Below are 23,944 nucleotides of genomic sequence, written 5' to 3'. Positions count from 1 at the left end.
TATTTATCCGTTTTGGCCGAAATCCGCGGGCCGGGTTCATGCGATTTGAGGGGAGAAAAAAAGTGCTGCCCGGGCCGTTAAGCCAGGCAGCACTCGAATGCCGCAATTAGGGTTGCCCATACCCTTTGTTAATTGCGCTCTTTAACGACATTACATAACATATCCTGCCTCACTCTATATTAAATCATTTTTCTTCGTTTTTGAACATCCCCCGTCCGATATTTAAAAACAACCCCTGGTTCGTGTCCCTGAGACTGATGCAAGTATAATAATTTACAGGTTTGCGGGATCGGGCTCTTTTTGGTCCTGCGTTCCATCCTGGAATCCAAGATGGCGGTAGGTGGAGGGAACGGACCCGGGATAGGAACGCAGGAAATTTTCAGTCTGATGTGTAACGCGGTTTTCTGCTAAATCTATTTCCGGTTAAAAGATTACCCCACACCTTTCCCGGATACCACAAATATTTTCCCCCGTGCACACGTTGTGTGAATCTACGGTTCCCTCCATCTCCGCTGCTTAATCCCTCAACTTAACCATACCGTTCGTCCTGAGCCTGTCGAAGGACGTATAAATTTATCCTGTCTTTGCGAGGGAGCGCTTTCCGCGACCGTGGCAATCTCATCCTTATCTCGTCATTTCGACCAACGGGAGAAATCCATCTTCTTGATTCTGTCATCCTTAACCATGTCCTGAACCATGTCCCGGACGTGATCCGGGATCGTTTCAGAATCCCATTTTTAAAATTTGTAGGAGCGGCTTCCAGCCGCGATTCCTTTAATTCCCTCCTTAGAAAAAGGAGGGTTAGGGAGGATTTATCTTTTCTGTCATTCCCGCCTGTCCTGAACTTGATTCAGGATCTCATCTTTTCATTGCGCTATTTCCGAGCAACAGTCCCGACAAGAACCGTGAGGTGGGCCCTCCCCTAAACAGGCCTCAGCTTCTCGCGAATATTCTCGAGGTGTATGCGGTAGTGGTCGCCGAACTGCTTGTACTTCCCGTCCTTGAACAGGTCGTGCGCCCTCAGCCTGATCTGGCGCTTCGTTTCATCGGGGAACGTGTCGAGGTTCTGCTCCGCGAGGAATACCGAGGAGTAGCAGGATATATTGTCCTGGCCCCTCACGAAAATGTCCGCGAGCATATTCGCCGACCCCGGGTAGCCCGACTCGCCCAGCACGTATACGCAGGCCTCCTGCCATATGTGAGTCCTCTGCCCGAACATCTTCTTGAGCGAGTGCCAGTCGAGGTCGCTGAATCCGCCCAATATGTGCTCGCCTTCCCGGAAATCGCGCTCGTACCAGTTCTCGCCCGGATGTATGTTGCCGTTCGCCGTGTGCTCTTTCAGGTGTCTGTCGAAAAGCTCCGTGCCGTCCATTCTCCACAAGCTCCCTTCTCGTGCCCGCCGCGTGAGACAATAGAAATTATTTTACACAATTTATTTATCTCGGCTAATCAATACGAACACTCGTGGGAGGGTCAGAGAGAATTATTTAATTTGTCATTCCCGAAAATTTAATCGCCTTTCTAATTTAGATTAATTTTGTAGGAGCGGCTTTCCTGAATAGATCCTGAAACAAGCCTGTGCTGAACTTGATTCAGTATTCAGGAGATGGTTCAGGAACCGATCGGGAATCTCGTCTTTTAAATCCGTAGGAGCGGCTTCCAGCCGCGATAACAAAACCCGTTCGTGCTGAGCTTAGCCTGTCCTGAGCCCGTCGAAGGATCGAAGCATGGACGGGTTATGTCTCTCTACGCCCGCACCTCACCCGTTCGTCCTCTTGATAATTCCCTCCCCCTAACAAGGGGGGACAGTTGCAAGCAAGCGAGCAACTGGTCGCTATCTCAGCAACGTTACTGAAGCCCATAAACTTCCGGGACTAAGTTGCCTAAGCCAAAATTGTTCGGGTGGGGGTGTACATTATTATTCATTCAATCAAGAAAGCCTTCTCCAGACATGCGCAAAACTGCCAATCCCCCTACTCCTTATACTTCACGCTGCACCCGTAGGGCTTCGTCTCGGGCGTCGTGACGGGCTTCCCCGCGAGCGCTTCGGTGAGCGCCTTGTCGATGTAGTTGGTCGCCTTCTCTATATCCCCGGTGTCCGTCGAATTGATGCTGTCCGCTGCGCCCGTATAAATGATCACCCCTTCCGGATTTATGATGAATATGTCAGGCGTCGTCTTCGCGCCGTAGAGCTTCCCTATCTCCCCCGAGGGATCGAGCACGATGTAAGTGGCGGAAGTCCCCTTCGTCTCTGCCTCCTTCTTCGATGTCTCTGCGTCCCTGTAGTTGTCGTGCCCGTCGCTTGTCGAGTTCACCGCTATCCACACGACGCCGGCCTCGGTGTACTTCCTCTGGAGGTCCTGCATCTTGTCGCTCTTGTAGTGCTTTCCGACGAACGGGCACCCGTGATTGAACCACTCGACCACGACGTACTTCCCCCTGAAATCTGATAGCTTCGCCTGCGTCCCCTCTATGTCCGTGAACGCAAATTCCGGGGCTTTCTTCCCGGCCTGCGCCTCCGCCGCCCCGGCTCCCGCGTGCGCCCACAGCAGCATGGACCCGATGCCCAGCACTATCAACGCTCCATGAATCATTCCGCTCCGCTTCATGTCGTCGCTCCTTCGCCGTGATTTGATGAGTAGAAAGTATAACCGCTCTCTCCCCGCTTTAATCACCAATTTCTCACCTCCTCGGTGGATGGTGTACATCACTAAAAATCTTGTCATCCTGAACCATGTCCCGGACTCCGATCCGGGATTGTTTCAGGATCTTCCTTTAAATCTGTAGGAGCGGCTTCCAGCCGCGATTTCATTAATTCTTTCCCCTCCCCCTTAATGAGAGGGAGGGCTAGGAGCCTGCCCCGAACCATGTCCCGTACTTGATACGGGATCAATTCAGGGTGGGGGTGTACCTTATTATGCTTGTGATTCCCGACGCCGATCGGGAATCTACACTTTTCCTCTCTTTGCGAGGGAGCGCTTTATCCCGGCGTAGCCTTTTGGCGCTCGTCACGGCGTAGGCCGAGCCGTAGCCGGGAAGCCGGAAGCGACCGCGGCAATCTCATCCTTATCTTGTCATTTCGAACCGAAGCGTGAGAAATCTATTGCTTGCTTTTTCTTTTAATTCCCTCCGCCTGTCCTGAACTCGTTTCAGGATTGTTTCAGGGCGGGGGTTTACATTAATCTCTCCGTCATTGCGAGCGGAGTGAATGAAATTAAGCGCAGCGCGGCAATCTCATTTTGTGCCTTCAATTCCCTCCTTTGGAAAAGGAGGGTCAGGGAGGATTTTCTTTTCCCAGTCTTTACTTTTATCTGTTATCCTGAACCATGTCCCGGACGTGATCCGGGATCGTTTCAGGATTGTTTCAGGGTTGGGGTTTACCTTATTATTCCCTGTCATCCCCGAAACGATTGCGGGCAACAGTTCCGTGTACATTACAATAATCAATATTTATATATACTAATTGATATTACTCTATAATGTTGTATTATTTGGGATACAGAAGGGTATTCGGGATTCCGGCCATGACCCGCGAATCCCCCGGGTAAAGCGCATGACGGAATGGGTTGTCCATACCCGGTAGTGATTTCGGGGGCGGAACGGGGGGCGGAGACTCTCCTCCCGGCCCTCCGGTCCGGTCCCTGAAGCTCCTAAGTTCAAGCCGGCCCCAGTTCATAAACATTGCAGCCAATTCATGGCTCGGATTCTAAATTCCGGGGCATATCCCGTATTTTTCGAGAGATGATCAGCAGACGACGTGAGAACTACAGGCAAACCGGCGGCCGGCACAGGCTCAGGAGTCACGTTCGCACCACCCTCACCGTCCCTAAATTTAACCCCTCGAAATCGCCCCGCTTTCTGGTATTCTCTTATACTCTGAAAACCGGCCGGGGCATTGCTGCCGGGGTCGGAAAAATAAACAACTCACAGGGGTACCACATGGGTTTCGAAGAATCGGTCAACAAGCTTAGCGGATATTACAACGACAAACAGCCGGTCACGACGCTTTATCTCAAGCTCGGGCCGAGAGAAAGGGAAAACTTCGGCTACAAAATCACGTTCAAGAACCTCGCCAAAGGGCTCAGGGACGAAATAGGCAAAAGGGGCATCTCGAAGGACGCCCTCGAATCCGTGGAAGCGGACCTCGCGAAGATACAGAGCTTCGTTGAAAACCCGGAAGGCCTCGCCGATTGCAGGGGCATAGCGGTATACTCATGCACCGGCGGCGGGCTCTGGGAGGTGCTCAAGCTCCCCTCCCTCTACCGGAACCAGCTCCTGATAGACCGCTCCCCGGTCATGGGCCAGCTCTTCAAGGTGGACGACGATTACACGCGCATCCTCACCGTGCTCGTCGACAGGAAGAAGGCGCGCGGATTCGGCATAGACCTCGACGGCACGAAAGAGGTGCTCGATTACTTCTACCCCGCAGCCGAGCGCTCGACCAAGTTCCACAACCCCCAGGGGAAATACAATAAGAAATCGACCTCCCTCGCTGGCACCAGGAACTTCTCGCAGGGGTTCGGCGAGTTCAGGTTCAACAGGATGATCGAGAACGAGGTGCAGCAGCACTTCAAATACGTCGCGCAGAAATTGAACGACTACTGCCGGAAGGAGAACGTCCACTGGCTCATACTCGGCGGCACCGAGGAGAACATCACCGAATTCTCTCACCACCTCCCGACCAGTCTGCACGAGAAGCTGGCGGGGACTGTCACGATGGACCTCGAGCGCGTGAAGCCCTCGCTCGTCACGGAAGCTTCCCTCGACGTGCTCGAGAAGACGCGGGCCGAGAGGCAGAAGAAGCTGATGCAGGAATTCGCGGACAAGCTCCCCGTGGGCTACGCTGTCGACGGCCTCCGGGCCTCGCTCGAAGCGCTCAAGAACAGCCAGGTGCGGGTGCTACTGGTCGAGGAAGGGTTCAAACAGCCGGGGTTCCTCTGCCCCGATACGGGCGACTACCTCACCGACGCTGGCGAGAAATGCCCGGGCGGCGGCGAAGCCGTCCCCGTGACCGACCTCGTCGAGCGTGCGATAGAGGAAGCTTTCAGCCAGGGCGCCGAGGTCGAGATGATCCAGGACGAGCCCTACAAAAAGAACGTCCGCGGCACAGGCGCAATCCTCCGCTTCAAGCTGTAATCTTTCTTTTTAATTCCCTCCTTTCGTAAAGGAGGGATAGGTAGGATTTTATTTTGCCTTCCCCCGACATTACAGAATTTGCGGCGGGTGTGCACCCGCGGACACCTAATCTGCTCAATCCAACCCGTTCGTCCTGAGCTTGTCGAAGGATAGAACGGCGTCATTCCCTAACGCTTTAGTCGGGGATCCACAAATATTGTCATGCTGAACTACGGTTCTGAACAACATTTCTGAGCGAGCGAAGAAATGGTCTCTAATGGTTGAGAGCACGCACGGAAATATCACGTCATACCATCGTTACAGTAGCCAAATTAGCAAGAACCGGACACATGAGGTAGATTGCAACGATGCAATTATTCCCCGGTTATCCCTTGAAGAATCCAAGATATTCAGCATCTCGTCTTTGTTTTCATTTCTTTGATCTGTCTTTGCGAGGGAGCAAAGCGACCGCGGCAATCTAATTTTTTTCTGTCATTCCCGAAGTTTTAATGGGAATCTCGACTTTCCCTGGAAGGAAACCCCGGCGTTCTCTAATACGGCGAACTCAGCCCTCCCTAAAACGGAAATCCGAAGTTCACCGCGAACGCGTCCAGGTCCCCGAACCTGTACCCGACACCTATCCTCGGGTCGGACAGTATCCAGACCTTGGTCGGTTTCGCGAAACCGACGGTCCCCGCGATCTCGAACTGGTTCTCCACCTTTAGAGGGTCCTTGAACGCCCTGTCGAAAGTCGTATCGGGAATGAAGTAGTACCAGTTGAAGAAGACGCTCACGTCGGGCTCGTATCCCTTGTACGAAAACCCGAGCGGGTGCTTAACGTCGACGCCGTTCTCGAGAAGCGCGAACGACTGCTCGACGCTCTCGTGGAAGTTCGTGTTCCCCGCCCACGACATCCTGTTCCCTAGGCTGAACGTGAACTTATCCCAGAACACCTGGTAGAGGCTCCCGAGCCCGGTCGCGTATACGAGCACGAACGAGTCGTCCACGCTTAGCCCGTTAGGGGTCGAGCTGTCGTAGACCTGCCACGCGAGCCCCATGTTGATGAACGGCTTTATGTGCCAGTGCTCGACCGGCTCCCACTGGAGCTCCACTCCGGGGATGACGCTCATCATGTCCTGGTCCACCTTGATCCTCGTACCGTCCGGAACATTCTCCCTGAACCTGAACCGCCCGTAGAAAACAGGCGCATCGACAACGAGCTTCAGCTTCTCGTTCCCGAGGAAATCGTCGAACGTATAAGAGAGGGGGAGGCTGTACACCTGCACGTCTAACCCGCCCACGTTGTAGGAGCCGAACCCGAGCTGGAACGCGTATATGAAATTGACCTCGACGTTGCCTTTCTTGTCCGCAGCGGAAGCTATGTCCGAAATATTGAGGGCAGCGACCAGCGCGAGTACGGGAATAAGCAGATGCAAGAGTCGCGGCTTCATTAGCGACAAAGTAAATACCCTTTTTCGCATTTAATCAAGAGCGATTAATAAATAATTCATACTTTTATTCATATTCCCCCCCTCACTTTTCAAGGGTAGGTTGCGGGTGAAGGGTTACCTCATAATTCTGTCATCCCCGACCACGTTCGGGAATCCAGCTTTTTAACTGTCATTGCGAGCACCCGACTCGTCCGGCTTAACTTTCTCGTCGGTCGGAGCTTTAGCGGAGTCCGAAGCGAAGACGGAAGCTATTGCGAGGGTGCGCGGCAATCTCATGCTACTTCGCACACGTAGGAGCGGCTTTCCTGAATAGATCCTGAAATAATCCTAAAACAAGTTCAGGACGGCGTTCAGGATCATTTCAGGAAAGGAAAAGAAGGATAAGAATAATTGCCTTTATCCTCTCTTTGAACATTCATATATACCATCATCGATTCAAGCTGTGCTTGCCTTCCCCTCCCCTCCTCATTATATTCTCAGAATCTCGAGCCCTGCCCGGACCCGCATGGAAACGCACATCCTCATCATCGCATTCGTCTCCTTCTTCGGGGCGGCCTTTTTGAAGGGCGTGACGGGCCTCGGGTTCATGAGCATATGCCTCCCGCTCATATCGAGCTTCACCGACATCACCGTCGCCATACCGCTCGTCATAATCCCCTCTCTCGCGAGCAACGTGATAGTCATAGCGCAGGCGGGGAGGACAAGGGAGAGCCTGAGGAGGTTCTGGCCGCTTTACCTCTCGGCGCTCCCCGGCCTGTACGCCGGAGTGAGCCTCCTCCACCAGACGGGGAACTCTATAGCGAAGGCCGTGCTCGGCGCGCTTTCGATCGCGTACTCGCTCTACCTGCTGCTCGACGTCAACATTTCGGTCGGAAACAAATACGAGAGGTTCCTGAACGTCCCGCTCGGGCTCGTGAACGGGTTCCTGAACGGGCTCACGGGCACACAGGTCATGCCCATGCTCCCATACCTGATCTCGCTCCGGCTCCACAGGGACCTCCTCATCGGCGCGATCAACATCGGCTTCACGGTGTCGACGCTGACGCTCCTCGCGCTGCTGGGCAAGTTCGACTTCCTCTCTCTCGACATAATCGGAATATCGGTCGCGGGGATCGCGCCCGTAGCCCTCGGCATCTACCTCGGCAGCAAGCTCAGATACCACATCTCGGAGTCGAGGTTCCGCATCGCCGTGCTGATAATACTTCTCATCATCGGCCTCAACCTGATCCTCAACCGCTGATTAATCCAAGTCTTTTTATTCCGTCATCCTGAACTCGATTCAGGATCTCATCTTTCGCCTTTTCTTTCAATCCCCTCCTTTGGAAAAGGAGGGTTAGGGAGGATTTAGTTTTTTGTCATTCCCGAGTGCCTTTATCGGGAATCCAAAAATTCTGTCATTCTGAACCATTTCCCGGACTCCGAGCCAGGATCTATTCAGGATCTCATCTTTTGTCTTTTCTTTCCCTCCTTTCATAAAGGAGGGTTAGGGTGGATTTAATGTCAGCCCAGTACGTCCTGAGCGCACACACAGTGTGCAGTCGAAGGACAAATTATCTGTCTTTGCGAGCGCAGCCCGGCAATCTCATCCTGTATCTTGAATCCTGCATCTTGCATAGTTACCGTAGGAGCGGGATCTTGCCGCGATAATTTTTTAATCCCCTCCTTTAGCAAAGGAGGGTTAGGGAGGATTTGTCTTTTTTCTTTACTTCCCTCCCCCTAGAGGGGGGAGGGTCAAGGAGCCTGTCCTGAACTTGTTTCAGGATGGGGGTGTACCTTAATTTTCTTTGTCATTCCCGACACCGATCGGGAATCTCGTCTTGTGCCATTAATTCCCTCCTTTAGCAAAGGAGGGTTAGGGAGGATTTTATTTTAGTCATTCTCAATAGTGTTTACCCGGAATCTTATTTCCCATCATGCATCGTGCATAATGTGTCTCCTCACAGCCAATCAGCCGCCTTCTTCACCTTCTTTTTCTTCTTCTTCCCCTTCTCCTTATACCTCTCCCGCGCCTCCTCGATCGTCTGAAGCGCCGCCTCCTTGTTCCTCCACCCCTCCACGTGCACGTTCTTCTTCTCGAGCGTCTTGTAAGACGCGAAGAAGTGCTCTATCTCCCGGAGCAGATGGGGCGGTATCTCGGTCAGCTTCTCGATATGGTTCCAGTGCGGGTCGTCCACGGGCACGCAGAGTATCTTCTCGTCGGGCCCTTTCTCGTCCCCCATCATGAACATCCCTATGGGCTTCGACAGTATTATGCACCCCGGGAACGTAGGCTCCCAGAGCAGCACTAGCGCGTCGAGCGGGTCCCCGTCCCCGCCGAGCGTGTCCTCTATGAACCCGTAATCACTCGGATAATGGACCGACGCGTAAAGGAGGCGGTCGAACTTGATCCGCTTCTTCACCTTGTCGTACTCGTACTTGTTCCTCGACCCCTTCGTGATCTCCACCATCACGGTTACTGTCTCGTTGTCCTTCTCCATTACCCTGCTCCCTGCGCCTTGGCTATTGATATAGGGAACATTATACAACGGTTTCAGGCATGTGCGAACATCGAGACTGGCTAGCGTCTGCGCGAATATTCCCGTCACCCTCTCCAAGTCGTGTGTTTTAATCTGTCTTTGCGAGGAGCGGTTTATCCCGGCGTAGTCTTTTGGCGAAGCCGGAAGCGACGCGGCAATCTTTCCTTATCTTGTCATTTCGAGCTGCGAAGCTACGCGGCAATCTCAACTTTTGTCTTTTCCTTTAATTCCCTCCTTTAGCAAAGGAGGGTTAGGGAGGATTTGAATTTTCTTTGCCTTCCGACATTACAGAATTTGCGTCAAGAAAATCGCGTGTTTAAGCGTAAAAAATCTTTCAGCTTCCCATTTGAAAGATTTTCGCTTAAACACAAGATTTTTAGCAAACTTCCCGTAGTCCCCAAAAGATTTTTGCTACTTTTGATCTCTCAAAAGTAGAAACTTGAGCTGAGCCTTTTCATAGAACACATTAAGCGCGTTTCATCAAGGAAAAGAAGGATAAATAAATTGCCTTTCTCCTTTCTTTGTCTTACTCCTCACCAATCCGAGATACGAATAGCTGCGTGGAAATTACATCTTCATCCTCATATCCACTTCCTCCTCCTGAAATAATAGAGCATTACGAGCGCGACAATCAGCATCAGCACCATCACCCCCGGATACCCCAGCCGGTGCCTGAGCTCCGGCATGTTCTCGAAATTCATCCCGTAGATGCCCGCGATGAACGTGAGCGGTATGAATATGGTCGCCATCACGGTGAGCACCTTCATCACCTCGTTCATGCGGTTGCTCGAAATCGAGAGATACGTCTCGAGCATCCCTGCGATCATATCCCTGTACGAGTCAGTCGTGTCCATGATCTGCATCGCGTGGTCGTAGAGGTCTCGTATGTAGAGCTTCGTGTTCCTGTCGATGAGCGGCGACTCCGATATCTGGAACTTGTGCACGAGCTCCCTGAGCGGGAACGTGTATTTCCTCAGGAGCACGAGCTCCCGCTTGAGCCCGTATATGTCCCGGAGCGTCTCCGCGCCCGGGTCCGCTAACAGCTCGTCTTCTATCTCCTCTATGAGCTCCCCTATTTCCTCGAGCGCGACGAAGTAGTTGTCGACCACCGCGTCAGTGAGCGCGTATACGAGATAATCGGCGCCGTACTTCCGTATCCGCCCTTTCCCCGTCCTTATCCTCTCCCTTATGAACTCGAACACGTCCGCTTCCCCTTCCTGGAACGAGATGACCGTATTCTTGCACAGCAGCATGCTCACCTGCTCGGCGTCTATCCTCCCCGTCTCCTTGTCGACGAGCACCATCTTGAGGATAATAAATATGTAATCGACGTAATCGTCGAGCTCGGGCCGCTTGTCCGTGTCCAGTATGTCCTCGAGCACGAGCGAGTGTATGCCGAAGTGCTCGCCGATCCTGTTGATTATTCCCGTATCGTGGAGGCCGTTCACGTTTATCCACGTTACTGTCTCCCTGTCGGCGTATTCGAGGCACTCTTCAACTCCCCCGAACTCCCTCTCGACGAACATATCCTGGTCGTAGTCGATGACGGTAAGCCTGACCTTCTCGACCTTCCTCTCGCCCACGTGTATGAGGGCCCCCGGATGGAGGCCTTTCTTCATAACCGCCGTTTTTTTCTGTCCGGTCATATCGCTTCCGGCCACGGGTGGAGAACCTATCCGAAGCCGCTCCCGTGAGATATTCTAATTCAAACAGGTGAACAGGGACAAGCCCGCGCTACAGAGCCCTTCACACTGAATACGCCTCGACTCATTAACAGGATTCGCAGCATCCCTGGAAGCTTTGTATTTCGTAGTTAATTCCCTCCTTAGAAAAAGGAGGACAATTCCGAGCAACAATTCCGAGCAAGCGAGGAATTGGTCACACCTGGTTGAGGGCACGAACGTATCATCCATCCACCCAATGTCGCTGAAGCCAAATCGGAGGAATTGGTCGGTGTTGATAAATGGCAAAGAAATGCCTTAATCGGAGTAACGCAGTTAGTAAATCCAAATTAGGGTGGATTTGGTTTTCCTCTTTACTTCCCTCCCCCTATTAAGGGGGAGGGCTAAGGGTGGGGGTGTACATAAATATTCTGTCATTCCCGAGAAATCGGGAATCTCGCTTTTATCTGTCATTGCGAGGGAGCGACTTGCGAGACCGCGGCAACCTCCTGCTCCATCGCGCCCGTAGGAGCGGCTTCCAGCCGCGATACCTTTAATCCCCTCCCTTTAGCAAAGGGAGGCCGGGAGGGATTTTTTTCTGTCATTCCCGCGAAATCGGAAATCCAGTCTTTTACCTCATTCCCCCTCATATTGAGGGGGAGGGCTTGGGTGGGGGTTCACCCAAATTTTCCTTGTTATTCCCGACACCGATCGGGAATCCAGTCTTTTCTTGTCATTGCGAGCGTAGCGAACGAAACTTAGCGGTGCGCGGCAATCCCGTCTTTGTCTTTCCCCCGACATTACGGAATTTACGTTAAGAAAATCGATTGTTTACGCGTTAAAAAACATTTTTGGGCTGCGGTGGAATAAAAATGTTTTAGCGTAAACATGAGATTTTTAGTAAATTCTGTAGTCGGATGATTTTTGCTACTTTTCATCAAGGAAAAGTAGGATAAAATTAACTCTTTTTTCTCCCCCGTGTCTTTTCATAGAACACATTACGCGCGTTTCATCAAAGAAAAGAGGGATAAAAAAATTGCCTTTTCCTTTTTGCTTGTTTGTCTTTTTCATTAGCTCCGGGGAAGCGAGGGTTCTGTCTTCCCCCAAAAAAAATTCCCGCTTCCGCTTCCCCTTTTTTATGTCATACTATTCCCGAGAGAGAAGCTTCCGCAGGCAATCAACCGCAGATATCGTCAGGCACGACGCCTGACCGACCGGAGTTCGAATTTCGTAACAGGCATTGCATTACGCACAGGGGTGTTTTATGAAAATTGTCGTGCTATCGAGAAACAAGAAGCTCTATTCCACTCGCCGTCTCGTCGAGGCTGCAGGCATGATGGGGCACGAAGTCGAGGTAATAGATTTCCTCAAATGCTACATGGCGATAAAACGGGGCAACCCCGAGATCTACCACTACGGGAAGAAGCTCAAGGGCGTAGACGCCGTCATCCCACGCATCGGGGCATCCCGCACGTTCTACGGCACCGCTGTAGTCCGCCAGTTCGAGATGATGCACGTCTTCTCGGTGAACGAATCGCAGGCGATAGCGAGGTCACGCGACAAGCTCCGCAGCATGCAGATACTCGCCCGGGCGGGGATAGGCATGCCCGTGACCGCATTCGCCTCAGACCCCACCGATATGAATCACATCATCGAGCTCGTGGGAGGCACCCCGCTCGTCATAAAGCTCCTCCACGGCACACAGGGCATAGGGGTCGTGCTCGCCGAGAACAGGAAGGCCGCGCGCTCCGTCATGGAGGCGTTCTACGGCGTCAAGGCGAACATGCTCATCCAGGAGTTCATCAAGGAGGCGAAGGGCTCGGACGTGAGGGCGTTCGTCGTGGGCGGCGAGGTCATAGGCGCTATGAAGCGTCAGGGCGCCGAGGGCGAGTTCCGCTCGAACCTCCACAGGGGCGGCTCCGCGAAGATGATAAAGCTCACGCGCCAGGAGCTGAAGACGGCCGTGGACGCGGCGAGGCTCCTCGGCCTGAACGTCGCGGGAGTGGACATGCTCCAGTCCTCGAAAGGCCCGATGGTACTCGAGGTAAATTCCTCGCCGGGCCTCGAAGGCATAGAGGCCGCCACAGGGATTGACGTCGCCTCCAGGATTATTAAATTCATAGAAGACAACGCTCACGTGCGCAGCATGAGGCGCGACCGCATAAGGGTGTAGATGAAAAGGGCGATAAAGATAAACGGCAGACTCATCCCGAGGGGCGGGAAGGAATTCCTCCGCATCGAGGTCGCCTCGCACAGGAGCGCGGTCAGGCTCCCCGTCTGCGTCTGGAGGGGCGAGGAGGACGGCCCCGTGCTGCTCATCACGGCTGGGCTCCACGGGGACGAGCTGAACGGCGTCGAGACGCTCAGGCGCATGATCGCGTCGGGATCCATCGTGCCTGATACCGGCACTGTCATCGCGCTCCCGATAGCGAACGTATGGGGCTTTCTCAACTCCTCCCGTTTCCTGCCCGACGGCATGGACCTCAACAGGGGCTTCCCCGGCGCCCGCTCGGGCACGCTCTCGCAGAAGATCGCGCTCGCGGTCATGCGGGACCTGCTCCCGGCGGCCGACTGCGGTCTCGACCTCCACTCGGGCGGGGTCAGCGAGAACTACCCGCACATAAGGTGCACGGCCGGCGCGCCCGTCGACATGGAGCTCGCCCGCGCTTTCGCTCCGCCCTTCATACTCGACTCCCCGCTCATGGAAGGCACGTTCAGAAAGGCGGCCCGGCTAAGCGGAAAGAGCGTGCTCGTTTATGAAGGAGGCGAGTCCCGCCGCATATCGGAATTCGCCGTCTCGGAATGTATGAACGGCATACTCAGGCTCATGGACTATCTGGGCATGACAACCTCGGGCGCGCCCGAGAGGAACGAGACCAGGGTCCTCAGAAAATGCTCGCCTGTGAGAGCAGCCGGCGCGGGAGACTTCGACCCGCGCGTCAAGTGCGGCGCCGAAGTCAGGAAGGGAGACATACTCGCTGCCGTTTCAAATCCGGAGAGCGGAGATCGTGCCGAACTTACCGCGCGCGATGACGGATTCGCGCTCTCGGTCAGACACGCCAAGCCGGTAAACACCGGCGATGTCCTCATCAACCTCGCAGTCCCAGTCTGATTATTATTCCTGTCAATCTAAAGCAGTGCGGTGAACTAATAGTTTGTCATTCCCGAAAGTCTAGATAGGGTATCCAAGTATTGTCGTCATTCTGAACTTGTTTCAGAATCTAAGTTTTTGTCATTCCCGACCCCGATCGGGAATCCATTTCTTTAATCTTGTATATTGAATCCTGCATCCTGTCCGCAGGAGCGGCTTCCAGCCGCGAAACAAGACTGTCCTTGCGAGCGGAACGAGCTATTGTGAGTGTAGCGCGGCAATCTCGTCTTTTTTCTTTCATTCCCTCCTTTAGCAAAGGAGGGCTAGGGAGGATTTAGTTTTTTCCGTTTGTCCTGCTCGCGGCACGTCGCCCGGAGGCTATGAGCCGTAGGGTAATCCGGCGTAGCCTTAACGAAGCCGGGAGCTTGTCGAAGGGTTGAACGGGTTCATAGTATTTTGTCATTGCGAGCTGCGATTTATCCCGGCGTAGCCGCCTTTAAGCGAAGCCGGAAGCAGCGCGGCAATCTCATGTTTCTCTATTTCCCTCCCCTTATCAAGGGGGAGGGTCAAGGGTGGGGGTGTTACCTTTCACCCATCGATCCAATAAACCCCCTTCGCCTAAGCCCCTACCGGACTCGCAAACATCTCCCTCCCCGCCAATCTCCCTGACTGTACCGGCTTTCCGGCCTGTGCTACATGAACCACCTGTCAGTTTCCCTGTTAGACAGGCCGTCTCCAATAGGGTTACTTTAACTTTTAAACCCAACCCTCATCCATCCTTGGCAGTGAAATTTTACACCCCATCCTGTCCGTTAAAAAACGGTTTCCCGTCAGATTCTGTTCCGTAGAATTTTACAGGAAATTTACCGGGAGGCCCTTTTTACGGGCTTCCGGGCGCTCGAAGGCAGGTATTTACTTGTTCCCGTCGTCCTTCGATTCGGGGAAGAGGTCCCCTCTTATGAGATTTATACCGTCCTGAAGGTATCTTATCTCCTTCATGGTTATAGAGGTGGGTATCTGTATAGTGGCGACCTCCCCGCTCCCCAGGGTTAGGTCGAGCCTCCTGAACGACCCCGTCGAGGCCGTCCCGCTCTGCTCGTGGATCATCACGTCTATGACTTCGGACTTGTTGTCCTCGCCGTATATGATATTGTCCGGTAAAATCTTAGCGAAATTGATGGTAGATTTCAGGTTGGCGATGAACATCTTCGCCCCGTTCTTGGTGAACCTGGTGTTGGCGAAGCTGTTCTGCCAGACGAGGTCCCTTTCGAGCACGTCGTTGCTCGGAAGCCCCCTCGACTTGTAATGCTGCCAGACCTCGTTGAAGAGCTTGGGCTCGAGCGCCGCCGTCCTGAGCAGCTTCGCCCTGTCGGGCGCCTTCTCGAGTATCCTGTACCCCCTGTCCGAAACGGCAACGCGCCTGTTTTCGCCCTTGGCCGTCGATTCTAACAAGCCATAGTAGGTAAGAGCCGCAATAAGCTGTCTGACATAGCTATTGTACTTGGGCAGACCCCACCTCGCTATGAGCAGGTTCACGGGAATTGGGGCCCTCTTGTCGACGGAGTATATCTTCTCCGTCAGCTCGAGCGCCTTTTCAAGATCGATGCATGGGAAATTAGGACTCCGCTTCTTCGACTTCCCGCCGGCTATTCCTTCCGCCGGCGCCTTGTATTTCGATTCGGGATTTTTCTCGGTCATGAGGCCGGTTCTCCGGTTCAAAAATAGTGCTGGGATAAATATAATCTGTCCGCCGAAGAAATCAAGCAAGGCTGACAGATAAATTAACAGGTAATTTTATTTGACAAAAATCTGTCAGTGTTGTATTATGTCAGTAATTTCACTGAAAGGAGGATTGCATAGATGAGAAAATAGACCCCCGTCATACAAGTGCAATAAGGTTGTCGTTGCATGACGGGCGTTTTACGGAAGCAGCGGTGGTTATAGTCGGCCCGATATAACGTATCTGCTGCGAGACAACCGGGTTAGTAAGTCTATTTATCTTTTATCTGTAAAAATCCACTTAAACAGGAGATTAGTAAATGGCTACAAAGAAACCAGCTAAGAAGGCAGTAAAGAAAGCGGCGAAGAAGCCGGCGAAGAAGAAGTCGAAGATGGCGCGTCATTCGGTAGCGTTCATGGCGACGGCGAAGAAGGCTGCGCCGAAGAAGAAGGCTGCGCCGAAGAAGAAAGCGGCTCCTAAGAAGACGGCTAAGAAAGCTGCTCCGAAAAAGGCTGCTGCAAAGAAGAAACCGGCAAAGAAAGCAGCACCGAAGAAGAAGACCGCTGCTAAAAAGAAGTAAGCGTTACACCAAAGGGGCGTGACCATTCACGCCCCTTTATTTTCTGGAGGAAAAAAAGAATTCTGTTTGCATTGTCCCCGTCGGGCCCGGGTGACTCTCTCAGCAGTGCAAATCCGCGTACTCTTCCACACGTTTTAACTGAGTCTCGGTCGGCCTTATGAACGGGCGCACCCTTTGTATCTCTTTCCACGCGCTTCCCGGAGTGCTTCCCTTGCTGACCAGATACGCGGCCGCCATCGTCGCGCTCCTTCCAATCCCTTCCCAGCAGTGGACGTAAACCCTGCCGCCGCCCTCGATCTCGTCCGCGATGAACCGGACGCCCTTGGCGAGATCCTCGAGCGCGGGCGCGCCGTTGTCGTCCGTCGGGAGCCTCAGGTATTTGAGCTCGTGGATGTTCGCAAGCTCCGGGTAGTCGTACTCACTCCGCATGTTCACGACTGCCGTGACTCCGTGCGATCTCAGCGTCCTCATTCCAGCCCCGCGCGGCTGCCCGCCTATCCAGAGGTCTTTCGTGATGCGGCAGAACCTCGTGAGCGGCCCTCCCGTAACGTACCTCGCGATCTTGTCGTAAGCGGCGAGCATCCCCTTCCGGGCGCCCTGGTACTTGAAGTGGAGATAGAGTCTCCGCAATTCGGTGAAAAAGCTCATGTCTTATTTTATAACCTCTTTCCGCGGAACCGCGACACGGAGCGCTCCGGGCTCTATCGTAATCGTTAGAGGGAAGCGCGAGTCGATCTGCTCACCGTCCCGCGCCACTATCTGCGCCGGTATCGGATTGACCGAGACCTCCCGCGCCGGGGCCGAATAGAGATGTATGTCCTTCCTCTCCCCCCACCCCTTCTTCACGGAAATAAGTCCCCTCACCGCGTTCGAGACGATACACCAGAGAGCGGGGAGCGTCGCCTGCCTCACGACGACGACGTTCAGGTATCCGTCATCAGGATCTATCTCCGGCATGAGCTTCAATCCCGGGAGTCCGAGGTTCCCCGAGTTGCACACGACGCACGTGACGCCCCTCATCCGCATCTTCCGCCCGTCTATATCGAGCTCGTAGAGCGTCCGCCCCGCTTGCCGCGAATGTCTGTACGCGGTCCACATGTAGGCGAGCACTCCGAACCTGCTTTTGAGCTCGGGCTCGGTGAGCACCGTCATCGCGGCTTCGATCCCGATCCCGACCCTGAGAAGGAAATGCTCGCCGACGACGGCTCCCACGTCTATCTGCCTCACCTCGCATTCGTCTCCAAGCAGAAGGTCGAGCGCCTTGCCGCTGTCAGAAGGTATTCCCATCTCGGCTGCGAAGACGTTCGCCGTCCCCTCGGGAATGACGCCAAGCGGAACGCCCGTCCCGATAAGCCCTTCCGCCGTGCCGAGCACCGTACCGTCTCCTCCGGCTGCCACGACGAGGTCGGCGCCTTCCTCGACAGCCTTCCGGGCGAGGACCTCAGGCCCCGTGTCCGTCTCCGTGAGCGCGATCCTGAACACGGAATCCGAGGCCGCGAGCTTCGACCTTATCATCTCCACGTCCGCGGGCTCCGTCCCCGACGCCGGATTAACTATCACGTGTACGTTCCTGAACCTCATCTCGAACCACTCTCAACAATTTCCCCCCCTTTTTAGAAAGGGGGAGTGTCTGGGTGGGGGATTTACAGTAATATACCCACCCAAGCTCATTAACATGGCGAGGTAGCAACTTATAATTCTACTATTGCCCGCCGTTTTACGGCGGGCAATAGGGACATTACTGAACGATTTCGAACGAGTGAGGAATCGGTCTCTCTCTCCTAATAGCATGCATGATGCTTTCTTGGCTCTGATATTTCCTACTGTCAAATTTACGGCGCGGAATCTGCGGCACACAATGTGTGCTCATATCCGATTCTAGTGAACCTCCTCTGCCTCCCCACATCGTCATTGCGAGAACGATTTCGAGCGTGCGAGGAATTGGTCGCACTTGAAAAATGGCGGAAATGCGACTGATCTTTGCTAATAGTAACTGTCAAACGAACCGTAGCGACGCGGCAATCTCGCTTTTTTTCCTTCCACGACATTACAGAATTTGCGTTAAGAAAATCAGCTGTTAACGCGTTAAGAAATGTTTTAGGTGTGTGGGAGGAATTAAAACATTTTAGCGTTAACTTGGGATTTTTAGCCAATTCTGTACAGTCGGATGATTTTTGCTTCTTTTCATCCCTGTCCCGAACCAAGTCCTGAACTTGATTCAGGATCATTTCAGGAAAGGAAAAGAAGGATAAAAATAATCTATTTCACCTTTCTTATTTTTTTTCATAATCTACACAGCGCGGGCGATTCCTCCCCCCTACCCCCTCGCCTACTCCTCCCCCCAATCGCTCTGCCAGTACTCGTACGTCCCCGCGTCCATTATCGTGAGTTTCCCGTACGTCCCCGCGCCCGTGTCGAGGTTCCAGAGGTTGGCCCGCCTCACGGGCTTCCCGTCCGGATGCTCGATGATCGTCTTCGTGTGCCCGATAAAAACGTCCTTGTAAGGGAACCTGAGCCCGCCTAGCTCGTAGAGCTGCGCGAGCACCGCGTACGTATTCCTGTCCGTGTAATAGACCTCCGGGTCGGGCTGCCTGTCAGGCGGATAATTCCAGTCGATCCCCGCGTGCACGTAGAACCTCCCTTCCTCGTCCGCGTAGTAGGGAACGCACTTCCCCCAGGCGAATTCCAGATGCTTCCTCATCCGTTCCCGGTCGGCCTCCGTCCGCCCGTCTCCGTAAGAGAGCGCGATCGCGGCCAGGTCCCCGACGCTCCACTTCCCGAGCGACCGCCTGCCGTCCCACTCGCCCCGTAGCCACGTGAGCGCGAGCGCGTCGTGGTTCCCCATGCACCAGACGAGGCGCTTCACCTTCATCAGCTCGTCGACGCATTCGGCTGAATGAGGATGGCCGTCGTACACGTCGCCTAACGAAACGAGCCTGTCCCTGTCCGGATCGAACCCCGAGCGCTCGAACACCTGTCTGAGCGCGCGAAGGTTCCCGTGTATGTCGCCAATTACGAACGTCCTCATGTGAGGAAGTATTCTCGCTCGGTAGTGTATTTGCAACAGGCGGAAAAATTTCCACCCACCCGTTCGTGCTGAGCTTGTCGAAGCACGGATTTTTAATTCCCTCCCCCTTTAAGAAAGGGGGAGGGCGTAGGTGGGGGTTTACCATATTAACTCTGTCATTCCCGAGAAATCGGGAATCGACTTCATTAATCCTGTATCTTGCATCCTGCATTTTGCATCCTGTATCCTTCCCCATCCCGGGTTAAACTATCCCCGGGAGGCATCACATGAAAATAGACACCTACACCAAAGTAGTCCTCACCCTCATTGCGCTCGCGCTCTGGGGCATATTCCTTTACCCGTTCTTCGAAACGAAGGAGTCTGACGCGACGACCGGGATCATCGACGTCAACCTGAAGCAGATAGACGGCTCGAGCATAGACAAGGTCCTCGACGTGAACATAGAGGAAGTGAACGGCACCTCCGTCTACAACTCTTTGCCCGTCGAAATAAAGCAGTGATTCCGGGATGCGTCTCGCTGTGAATCCCCGGGCGCTTAGATGCTACTAAAGGTATATCGACATCAGTTCCGAAAGGAGTCTAATAATGGGCAGATTAGAAGGCAAGACCGCGTTAATAACGGGCGCGAACAGCGGAATAGGCTTCGCCTCCGCAAGGCGCTTTATCAGCGAAGGCGCAAGGGTGGCGATCACCGGGAGACGCGCCGATGCGGTGGAGAAAGCCGCCCGCGAGCTGGGCCCGAACGCATCGGGCATTGTCGCCGACGCGGGGAAGCTTGAAGACATTGAGCCTCTCATCAAAAAAGTAAAAAAGCTCTACGGAAGTCTGGATATCCTGTTTCTCAACGCCGGCAATACTCTATCCGCGACCATTGACAAGCAGGACGAGGCGTCATTCGACGACCTTTTCAATGTCCACGTCAAGGGGGCTTATTTCACGGTGCAGAAAGCCCTCCCGCTCCTGAAAGAGGGCTCGTCGATAATTTTTACGACCTCGGTCGCCGACGTGAAAGGCGTACCCGGATTCGGTGTTTATTCGGCGGCGAAGGCGTCACTCCGTTCCTTCACCCGCACGCTCGCTGCGGAGCTCGCTCCTAGAGGGATCCGCGTGAATGCGCTCAGCCCCGGCCCGATAGATACGCCGATCTTCGGCAAAACGGGCCTCTCTCAGAAAGAGCTTGACGAGTTTCAGAAAAATATAGGCGCCATGGTGCCCCTCGGGCGTTTCGGTACGGCGGACGAGATCGCCGCGGTAGCGGTGTTCCTGGCTTCGGGAGATTCATCCTACATCACCGGCTCGGAAATCACCGCAGACGGCGGCATGGCGCAGGTCTAGTCAGCACGAAACGCGTACGGCGGCGCGGGGAATCCCACCCCTTCCCCTCTCCGCCCGGAGGCAGTATCCTTACTCAAAACCCGCACGGAGGGCTCGCGCAATGCCGGGATTCCATCACCCGCTCAGGAACGGACACACCCCTGAAGAAGTAACGGAGATATTCCGCCGCCATTGGGACATATACAGGAAAGTGGTCGAGCACGACTACATGTCCCACAAAGCCGCGTACGGCAGACTCCACGAAATACTGAACACAGAGATAGACTGGCCCTTCTCGTTCGCCGACCTCGCTTGCGGGGACGCATACTGGACTTCCCGCAGCCTCCTGGGCACGAGCGTAAGCGAGTACACGGGCATCGACCTCTCCGAATGGGCGCTTGAGATAGCCGGGAAGGAGCTCGAGCGGCTCCACGCCGAGCACCGCCTCATCACGGGCGATTTCGAGGAGTTCGACACGCTGATGGACATACCGCCCGACGTCGTGTGGGTCGGGCTTTCGGTGCACCACCTCGAGACCGGCGAAAAGGAAAAGTTCATGAGGAAGGTATATGCCGCGCTCCCCGAAGACGGCGTGTACATGATATACGAGCCCACGCTCACGGAGGGCGAAGACAGGACGACATACTTCGACAGGTTCAGCGACGTCGTAAAACGCAACTGGACGAGCCTCACGCCCGAAGAGCTCGATATCGTTTTCGACCACGTGAAGAAATCCGACATCCCGGAGCTTCCTTCGGAGTGGATTCGCCTCGGCGCCGAAGCCGGCTTCCGCACGGCGGAAGAGGCATACTCAGACCCGACCGGCCTCTACACCGTATTCAAATACAAACATACATAGCATAGAAGATGAGCACACGCTATAAGTTTCCTTCCCCCAATCAAGGGGGAAGGTGAGGATGGGGGTGTTACCTTTCACTCATTCATCCAACAAATCCCGTTCGTGCTGCTTGTCCCCCGACTTGTCCCCCGAAGCTTAAGCGTAGGGGGAAGCTCGGCACGTCGCCCAAAGGCTATGAGCCGTCGGGGAATTAGCGAAGGAGGATGGCGAAGGGGGAAGCCGGGAATCCAGATCTTCTAAAACCCGTAGGAGCGGCTTCCAGCCGCGATATATTTTTTATTTGTCATTGCGAGGCTCCGGAGGAGCCGCGGCAATCTTATGAAATAGCGAGATCGCCGCGGCCATTACATCGCCTCGCGATGACAGAATGAGGGTAGCCCCCCTAACCCCCTTTCCCCATTACATATATCAATCCCCTCCCCTTCCCTGTCCCTCTGTAACAATTTTTCTGAATCCGTTTACAAATTTCAGTCGTATTTTAGTTGCAGATATTGACACATCGGAGAAACAGGTATTTGTTTAGGCTTATGAAGAAGGTAATTCTCGCTTTAATCGCGGTGCTGATGACAGCCCCTGCCCTTACCATGGGCAGCGAAGGGTCCGGGGAAGTGATAGTCTACACTTCCTACCCGGACGACGTGATATCGTACATCTACGTCATCCCCTATCGGCAGGAAGTAACGGAATCCGGGAGCGACACGAAGATAACGTACCTGAAGCCGCCAGTGTTCACGAACCAGATACTCGTCAGCCGGAACTACAAAACAGTCCTCTGCACTAAATACACGATCTGCGACTGACCACTCTCAACCATCCATAACTTTTAATCCGTCATTTCGAGCCGGGCGAGAAATATATTCTTTGCCTTTAGTTCCCTCCTTTTGTAAAGGAGGGCTAGGGTGGATTTAATATTCTGTCATTCCCGGATAACGGTTCTGAGCGTGAAACAATTGCGAGCAAGCAAGCAATTGGTCGCCGCTGGCTGAGTGCAAGATCGCCCATTCCTTTGGGAAAATCCTGTGAAGCCAAATTAAACCGGTCGCATTTACAACAACGGCTCAAGTGCAAATCAACTCCCGGCTATATGCTGCTTGAGTCAAAATGGCCAGGGAGGATTTATTTGTTCTCTTTACTTCCCTCGCCTGCATAGGGGGGAGGGCCAGGAGCCTGCCCTGAACTTGTTTCAGGGTAGGGGTGTACCTTAAAATAACTAATAAATCTTGTCACCCTGAACTCGTTTCAGGGTCTCGCTTTTGTATTAACCAACATACACACACCCTGCGTCGCACCACTACTTGCAGTCCCCCACCCGCTTCCCCTCGGCCTTGTTGACGATCGTCAAAGTCTTCCCCTCGACATCGACTTTGAACTCAATGTTCCAGCCTATCGCCATACCGTTAGAGCTATACTCGGCTTTGCCCGTCATAGGCGGCATCTCGGCCCCGCCCGTGCAGGTGATGTCGAAGGTTACTGTGTTACCGCTCTTCTTCACGTTTTTGGCAGTGCAGCCTCTGTTTTGCGGGAGCGCGCTCACCGGGTTGAACACTTTATCTCTGATGCATCTCTCCTCGTTATTGACTATCGGCTCTGCGGTATCACTCGAGGTGGTTTCCCTGCTGATTTTGTAATTCCCTGGCGTCACGTCGAGCACCGCATCCTGCGCCGACGCTCCCGTCATCGGCAATGCCGCCAGAAACATAACCGTCACATACTTTAACGCGATTTTCATTTTAGAACTTCCTCCGTTATCAGCATGATCGAAGATGAAAGATTATAGTGCACGAACCGCCTTTCATCAACAACAGGCGCCTGACGATCCGATTCCCTCACCTGAAGAGACTCTCGTAGTCCTCCTTCTCCTCCGGGTCGTCCGCATTCCCTTCCTCGGGGAGCCCTACCCTGAACGGTATCGCCTTCACGGCGAGCGCCTTCTTTATGAAGAGCCTCACCGCCCCCGACGGGGTCATCCCCAGGCTCTCCGCCAGCCTCTCGAACTCCCTCTTCTCCCCTTCCTCTATCCTTACGTATATGGTGGAATCCTTTCCCATTCCGTCCTCCTTGATCCGCTCTCGACACATAATAATACATTGTATTACATTTGTCCATACATTGTTTCTATCTATTATTGCTACTATTGAGGACACACCGCGGCATCCTCCCCAACTCTCTATTACCCTCCCCCTTATGAAGGGGGGAGGGTATGGGTGGGGGGTTTACCTTAGACCCACAATCAATCGGAAGGTCTTTCCTTCCCGACATTACAGAATTTGCGTTAAGAAAATCGATTGTACGAGTGTGAAAAATCTTCCACGGGCTGGGGTGGAATTGGAAGATTTAGCGAGTACATGAGATTTTTAGCAAATTTTGTAGTCGGATGATTTTTGCTTCTTTGTATCCAGACAAAGAAGAAAATAATATGTTGCCTTTTCTCTTTCCTTGACTTGTTACAAATTACACATTGTGTGCCACAGTACGTATTTTCATCAAGGAAAAGAAGGGAAATATAATCGTCCCTTCTCTTCGTCTTCTCATAAACCACACAGGGGATGCCCGCTATCTTTTTCCCTCCCATGTGTTATATAAATTCCGTCGCGGGCTCAGGACCCCGC

Annotated in this window: 21 protein-coding genes; 9 read left to right on the top strand and 12 right to left on the bottom strand. The window is 53.7% G+C overall.

Going from position 1 to position 23,944, the window contains the following annotated elements:
* Window positions 1–922: 922 nt before the first annotated feature.
* From AB1598_06270 to AB1598_06260, 3 genes are all read right to left on the bottom strand, one after another.
* Window positions 923–1,372: a hypothetical protein gene (locus AB1598_06270; protein MEW6144609.1), complete on the bottom strand. Its 450-nt coding sequence runs from the start codon at window positions 1,370–1,372 to the stop codon at window positions 923–925.
* A gap of 601 nt (window positions 1,373–1,973) precedes the next feature.
* Window positions 1,974–2,609, bottom strand: a complete 636-nt coding sequence (locus tag AB1598_06265) for a redoxin domain-containing protein (protein ID MEW6144608.1) — start codon at window positions 2,607–2,609, stop codon at window positions 1,974–1,976.
* A gap of 625 nt (window positions 2,610–3,234) precedes the next feature.
* Window positions 3,235–3,447, bottom strand: a complete 213-nt coding sequence (locus AB1598_06260; protein MEW6144607.1) for a hypothetical protein — start codon at window positions 3,445–3,447, stop codon at window positions 3,235–3,237.
* 492 nt (window positions 3,448–3,939) lie between these two features.
* On the opposite strand from AB1598_06260, the gene AB1598_06255 reads away from it, so the two are divergent.
* A complete protein-coding gene (locus AB1598_06255) occupies window positions 3,940–5,136 on the top strand; it encodes a hypothetical protein (protein ID MEW6144606.1) in 1,197 nt (398 codons plus the stop codon).
* Window positions 5,137–5,690: 554 nt separating this feature from the next.
* Here the strand turns inward: AB1598_06255 and AB1598_06250 are convergent.
* Window positions 5,691–6,551: a hypothetical protein gene (locus AB1598_06250; GenBank protein MEW6144605.1), complete on the bottom strand. Its 861-nt coding sequence runs from the start codon at window positions 6,549–6,551 to the stop codon at window positions 5,691–5,693.
* A 520-nt stretch (window positions 6,552–7,071) separates the two neighbouring features.
* Between AB1598_06250 and AB1598_06245 the strand changes: the two genes are divergently transcribed.
* Window positions 7,072–7,806 carry a sulfite exporter TauE/SafE family protein gene (locus AB1598_06245; GenBank protein ID MEW6144604.1) on the top strand — a complete coding sequence of 245 codons (735 nt, stop codon included), beginning with the start codon at window positions 7,072–7,074 and terminating at the stop codon, window positions 7,804–7,806.
* Window positions 7,807–8,503: 697 nt separating this feature from the next.
* Here AB1598_06245 and AB1598_06240 read toward each other — a convergent pair.
* Together AB1598_06240 and corA are read right to left on the bottom strand one after the other, a co-directional pair.
* Entirely contained in the window at window positions 8,504–9,043 is a 540-nt protein-coding gene (locus AB1598_06240) for an inorganic diphosphatase (GenBank protein MEW6144603.1), read from the bottom strand.
* A gap of 620 nt (window positions 9,044–9,663) precedes the next feature.
* Window positions 9,664–10,728 (bottom strand): magnesium/cobalt transporter CorA, encoded by a 1,065-nt coding sequence (gene corA / locus AB1598_06235; GenBank protein MEW6144602.1) that lies wholly within the window; start codon window positions 10,726–10,728, stop codon window positions 9,664–9,666.
* Window positions 10,729–12,007: 1,279 nt separating this feature from the next.
* Here corA and rimK point away from each other — a divergent pair.
* Window positions 12,008–12,916, top strand: a complete 909-nt coding sequence (rimK, locus tag AB1598_06230) for a 30S ribosomal protein S6--L-glutamate ligase (protein ID MEW6144601.1) — start codon at window positions 12,008–12,010, stop codon at window positions 12,914–12,916.
* Window positions 12,917–13,855, top strand: a complete 939-nt coding sequence (locus AB1598_06225; GenBank protein MEW6144600.1) for a succinylglutamate desuccinylase/aspartoacylase family protein — start codon at window positions 12,917–12,919, stop codon at window positions 13,853–13,855.
* Between the two features lie 891 nt (window positions 13,856–14,746).
* Here the strand turns inward: AB1598_06225 and AB1598_06220 are convergent.
* A complete protein-coding gene (locus tag AB1598_06220) occupies window positions 14,747–15,532 on the bottom strand; it encodes a hypothetical protein (protein MEW6144599.1) in 786 nt (261 codons plus the stop codon).
* Between the two features lie 341 nt (window positions 15,533–15,873).
* On the opposite strand from AB1598_06220, the gene AB1598_06215 reads away from it, so the two are divergent.
* Window positions 15,874–16,134 carry a hypothetical protein gene (locus AB1598_06215; GenBank protein ID MEW6144598.1) on the top strand — a complete coding sequence of 87 codons (261 nt, stop codon included), beginning with the start codon at window positions 15,874–15,876 and terminating at the stop codon, window positions 16,132–16,134.
* Window positions 16,135–16,233: 99 nt separating this feature from the next.
* On the opposite strand, the gene AB1598_06210 is transcribed toward AB1598_06215, so the two are convergent.
* The 3 genes from AB1598_06210 to AB1598_06200 form a co-directional block, all read right to left on the bottom strand.
* On the bottom strand, window positions 16,234–16,782 hold the full coding sequence (locus AB1598_06210; GenBank protein MEW6144597.1) for a dual specificity protein phosphatase family protein: 549 nt from the start codon (window positions 16,780–16,782) through the stop codon (window positions 16,234–16,236).
* A 3-nt stretch (window positions 16,783–16,785) separates the two neighbouring features.
* Window positions 16,786–17,715 carry a diacylglycerol kinase family protein gene (locus AB1598_06205; protein ID MEW6144596.1) on the bottom strand — a complete coding sequence of 310 codons (930 nt, stop codon included), beginning with the start codon at window positions 17,713–17,715 and terminating at the stop codon, window positions 16,786–16,788.
* Between the two features lie 748 nt (window positions 17,716–18,463).
* Window positions 18,464–19,162, bottom strand: a complete 699-nt coding sequence (locus AB1598_06200; protein ID MEW6144595.1) for a metallophosphoesterase — start codon at window positions 19,160–19,162, stop codon at window positions 18,464–18,466.
* A gap of 266 nt (window positions 19,163–19,428) precedes the next feature.
* Between AB1598_06200 and AB1598_06195 the strand changes: the two genes are divergently transcribed.
* The 4 genes from AB1598_06195 (at window position 19,429) to AB1598_06180 (ending at window position 22,135) form a co-directional block, all read left to right on the top strand.
* Window positions 19,429–19,662, top strand: a complete 234-nt coding sequence (locus AB1598_06195; protein MEW6144594.1) for a hypothetical protein — start codon at window positions 19,429–19,431, stop codon at window positions 19,660–19,662.
* 85 nt (window positions 19,663–19,747) lie between these two features.
* Window positions 19,748–20,497 (top strand): SDR family oxidoreductase, encoded by a 750-nt coding sequence (locus AB1598_06190; GenBank protein ID MEW6144593.1) that lies wholly within the window; start codon window positions 19,748–19,750, stop codon window positions 20,495–20,497.
* A 100-nt stretch (window positions 20,498–20,597) separates the two neighbouring features.
* Window positions 20,598–21,335, top strand: coding sequence for a methyltransferase domain-containing protein (locus AB1598_06185; GenBank protein MEW6144592.1), 738 nt, complete (start codon window positions 20,598–20,600; stop codon window positions 21,333–21,335).
* A 515-nt stretch (window positions 21,336–21,850) separates the two neighbouring features.
* A complete protein-coding gene (locus AB1598_06180; GenBank protein MEW6144591.1) occupies window positions 21,851–22,135 on the top strand; it encodes a hypothetical protein in 285 nt (94 codons plus the stop codon).
* Window positions 22,136–22,626: 491 nt separating this feature from the next.
* On the opposite strand, the gene AB1598_06175 is transcribed toward AB1598_06180, so the two are convergent.
* The gene (locus tag AB1598_06175) at window positions 22,627–23,064 is read right to left on the bottom strand and encodes a DUF3617 family protein (GenBank protein MEW6144590.1); all 438 of its coding nucleotides are present in this window, start codon (window positions 23,062–23,064) and stop codon (window positions 22,627–22,629) included.
* 97 nt (window positions 23,065–23,161) lie between these two features.
* A complete protein-coding gene (locus AB1598_06170; GenBank protein ID MEW6144589.1) occupies window positions 23,162–23,383 on the bottom strand; it encodes a type II toxin-antitoxin system RelB/DinJ family antitoxin in 222 nt (73 codons plus the stop codon).
* Window positions 23,384–23,944 lie beyond the last annotated feature (561 nt).

The organism is Thermodesulfobacteriota bacterium (assembly GCA_040754335.1).
In the GTDB taxonomy this organism is placed as follows: domain Bacteria; phylum Desulfobacterota_D; class UBA1144; order Nemesobacterales; family UBA2774; genus 2-12-FULL-53-21.
Note: the sequence above shows the minus strand (reverse complement) of the source record. Positions and strands in the feature narration are given on the sequence as shown.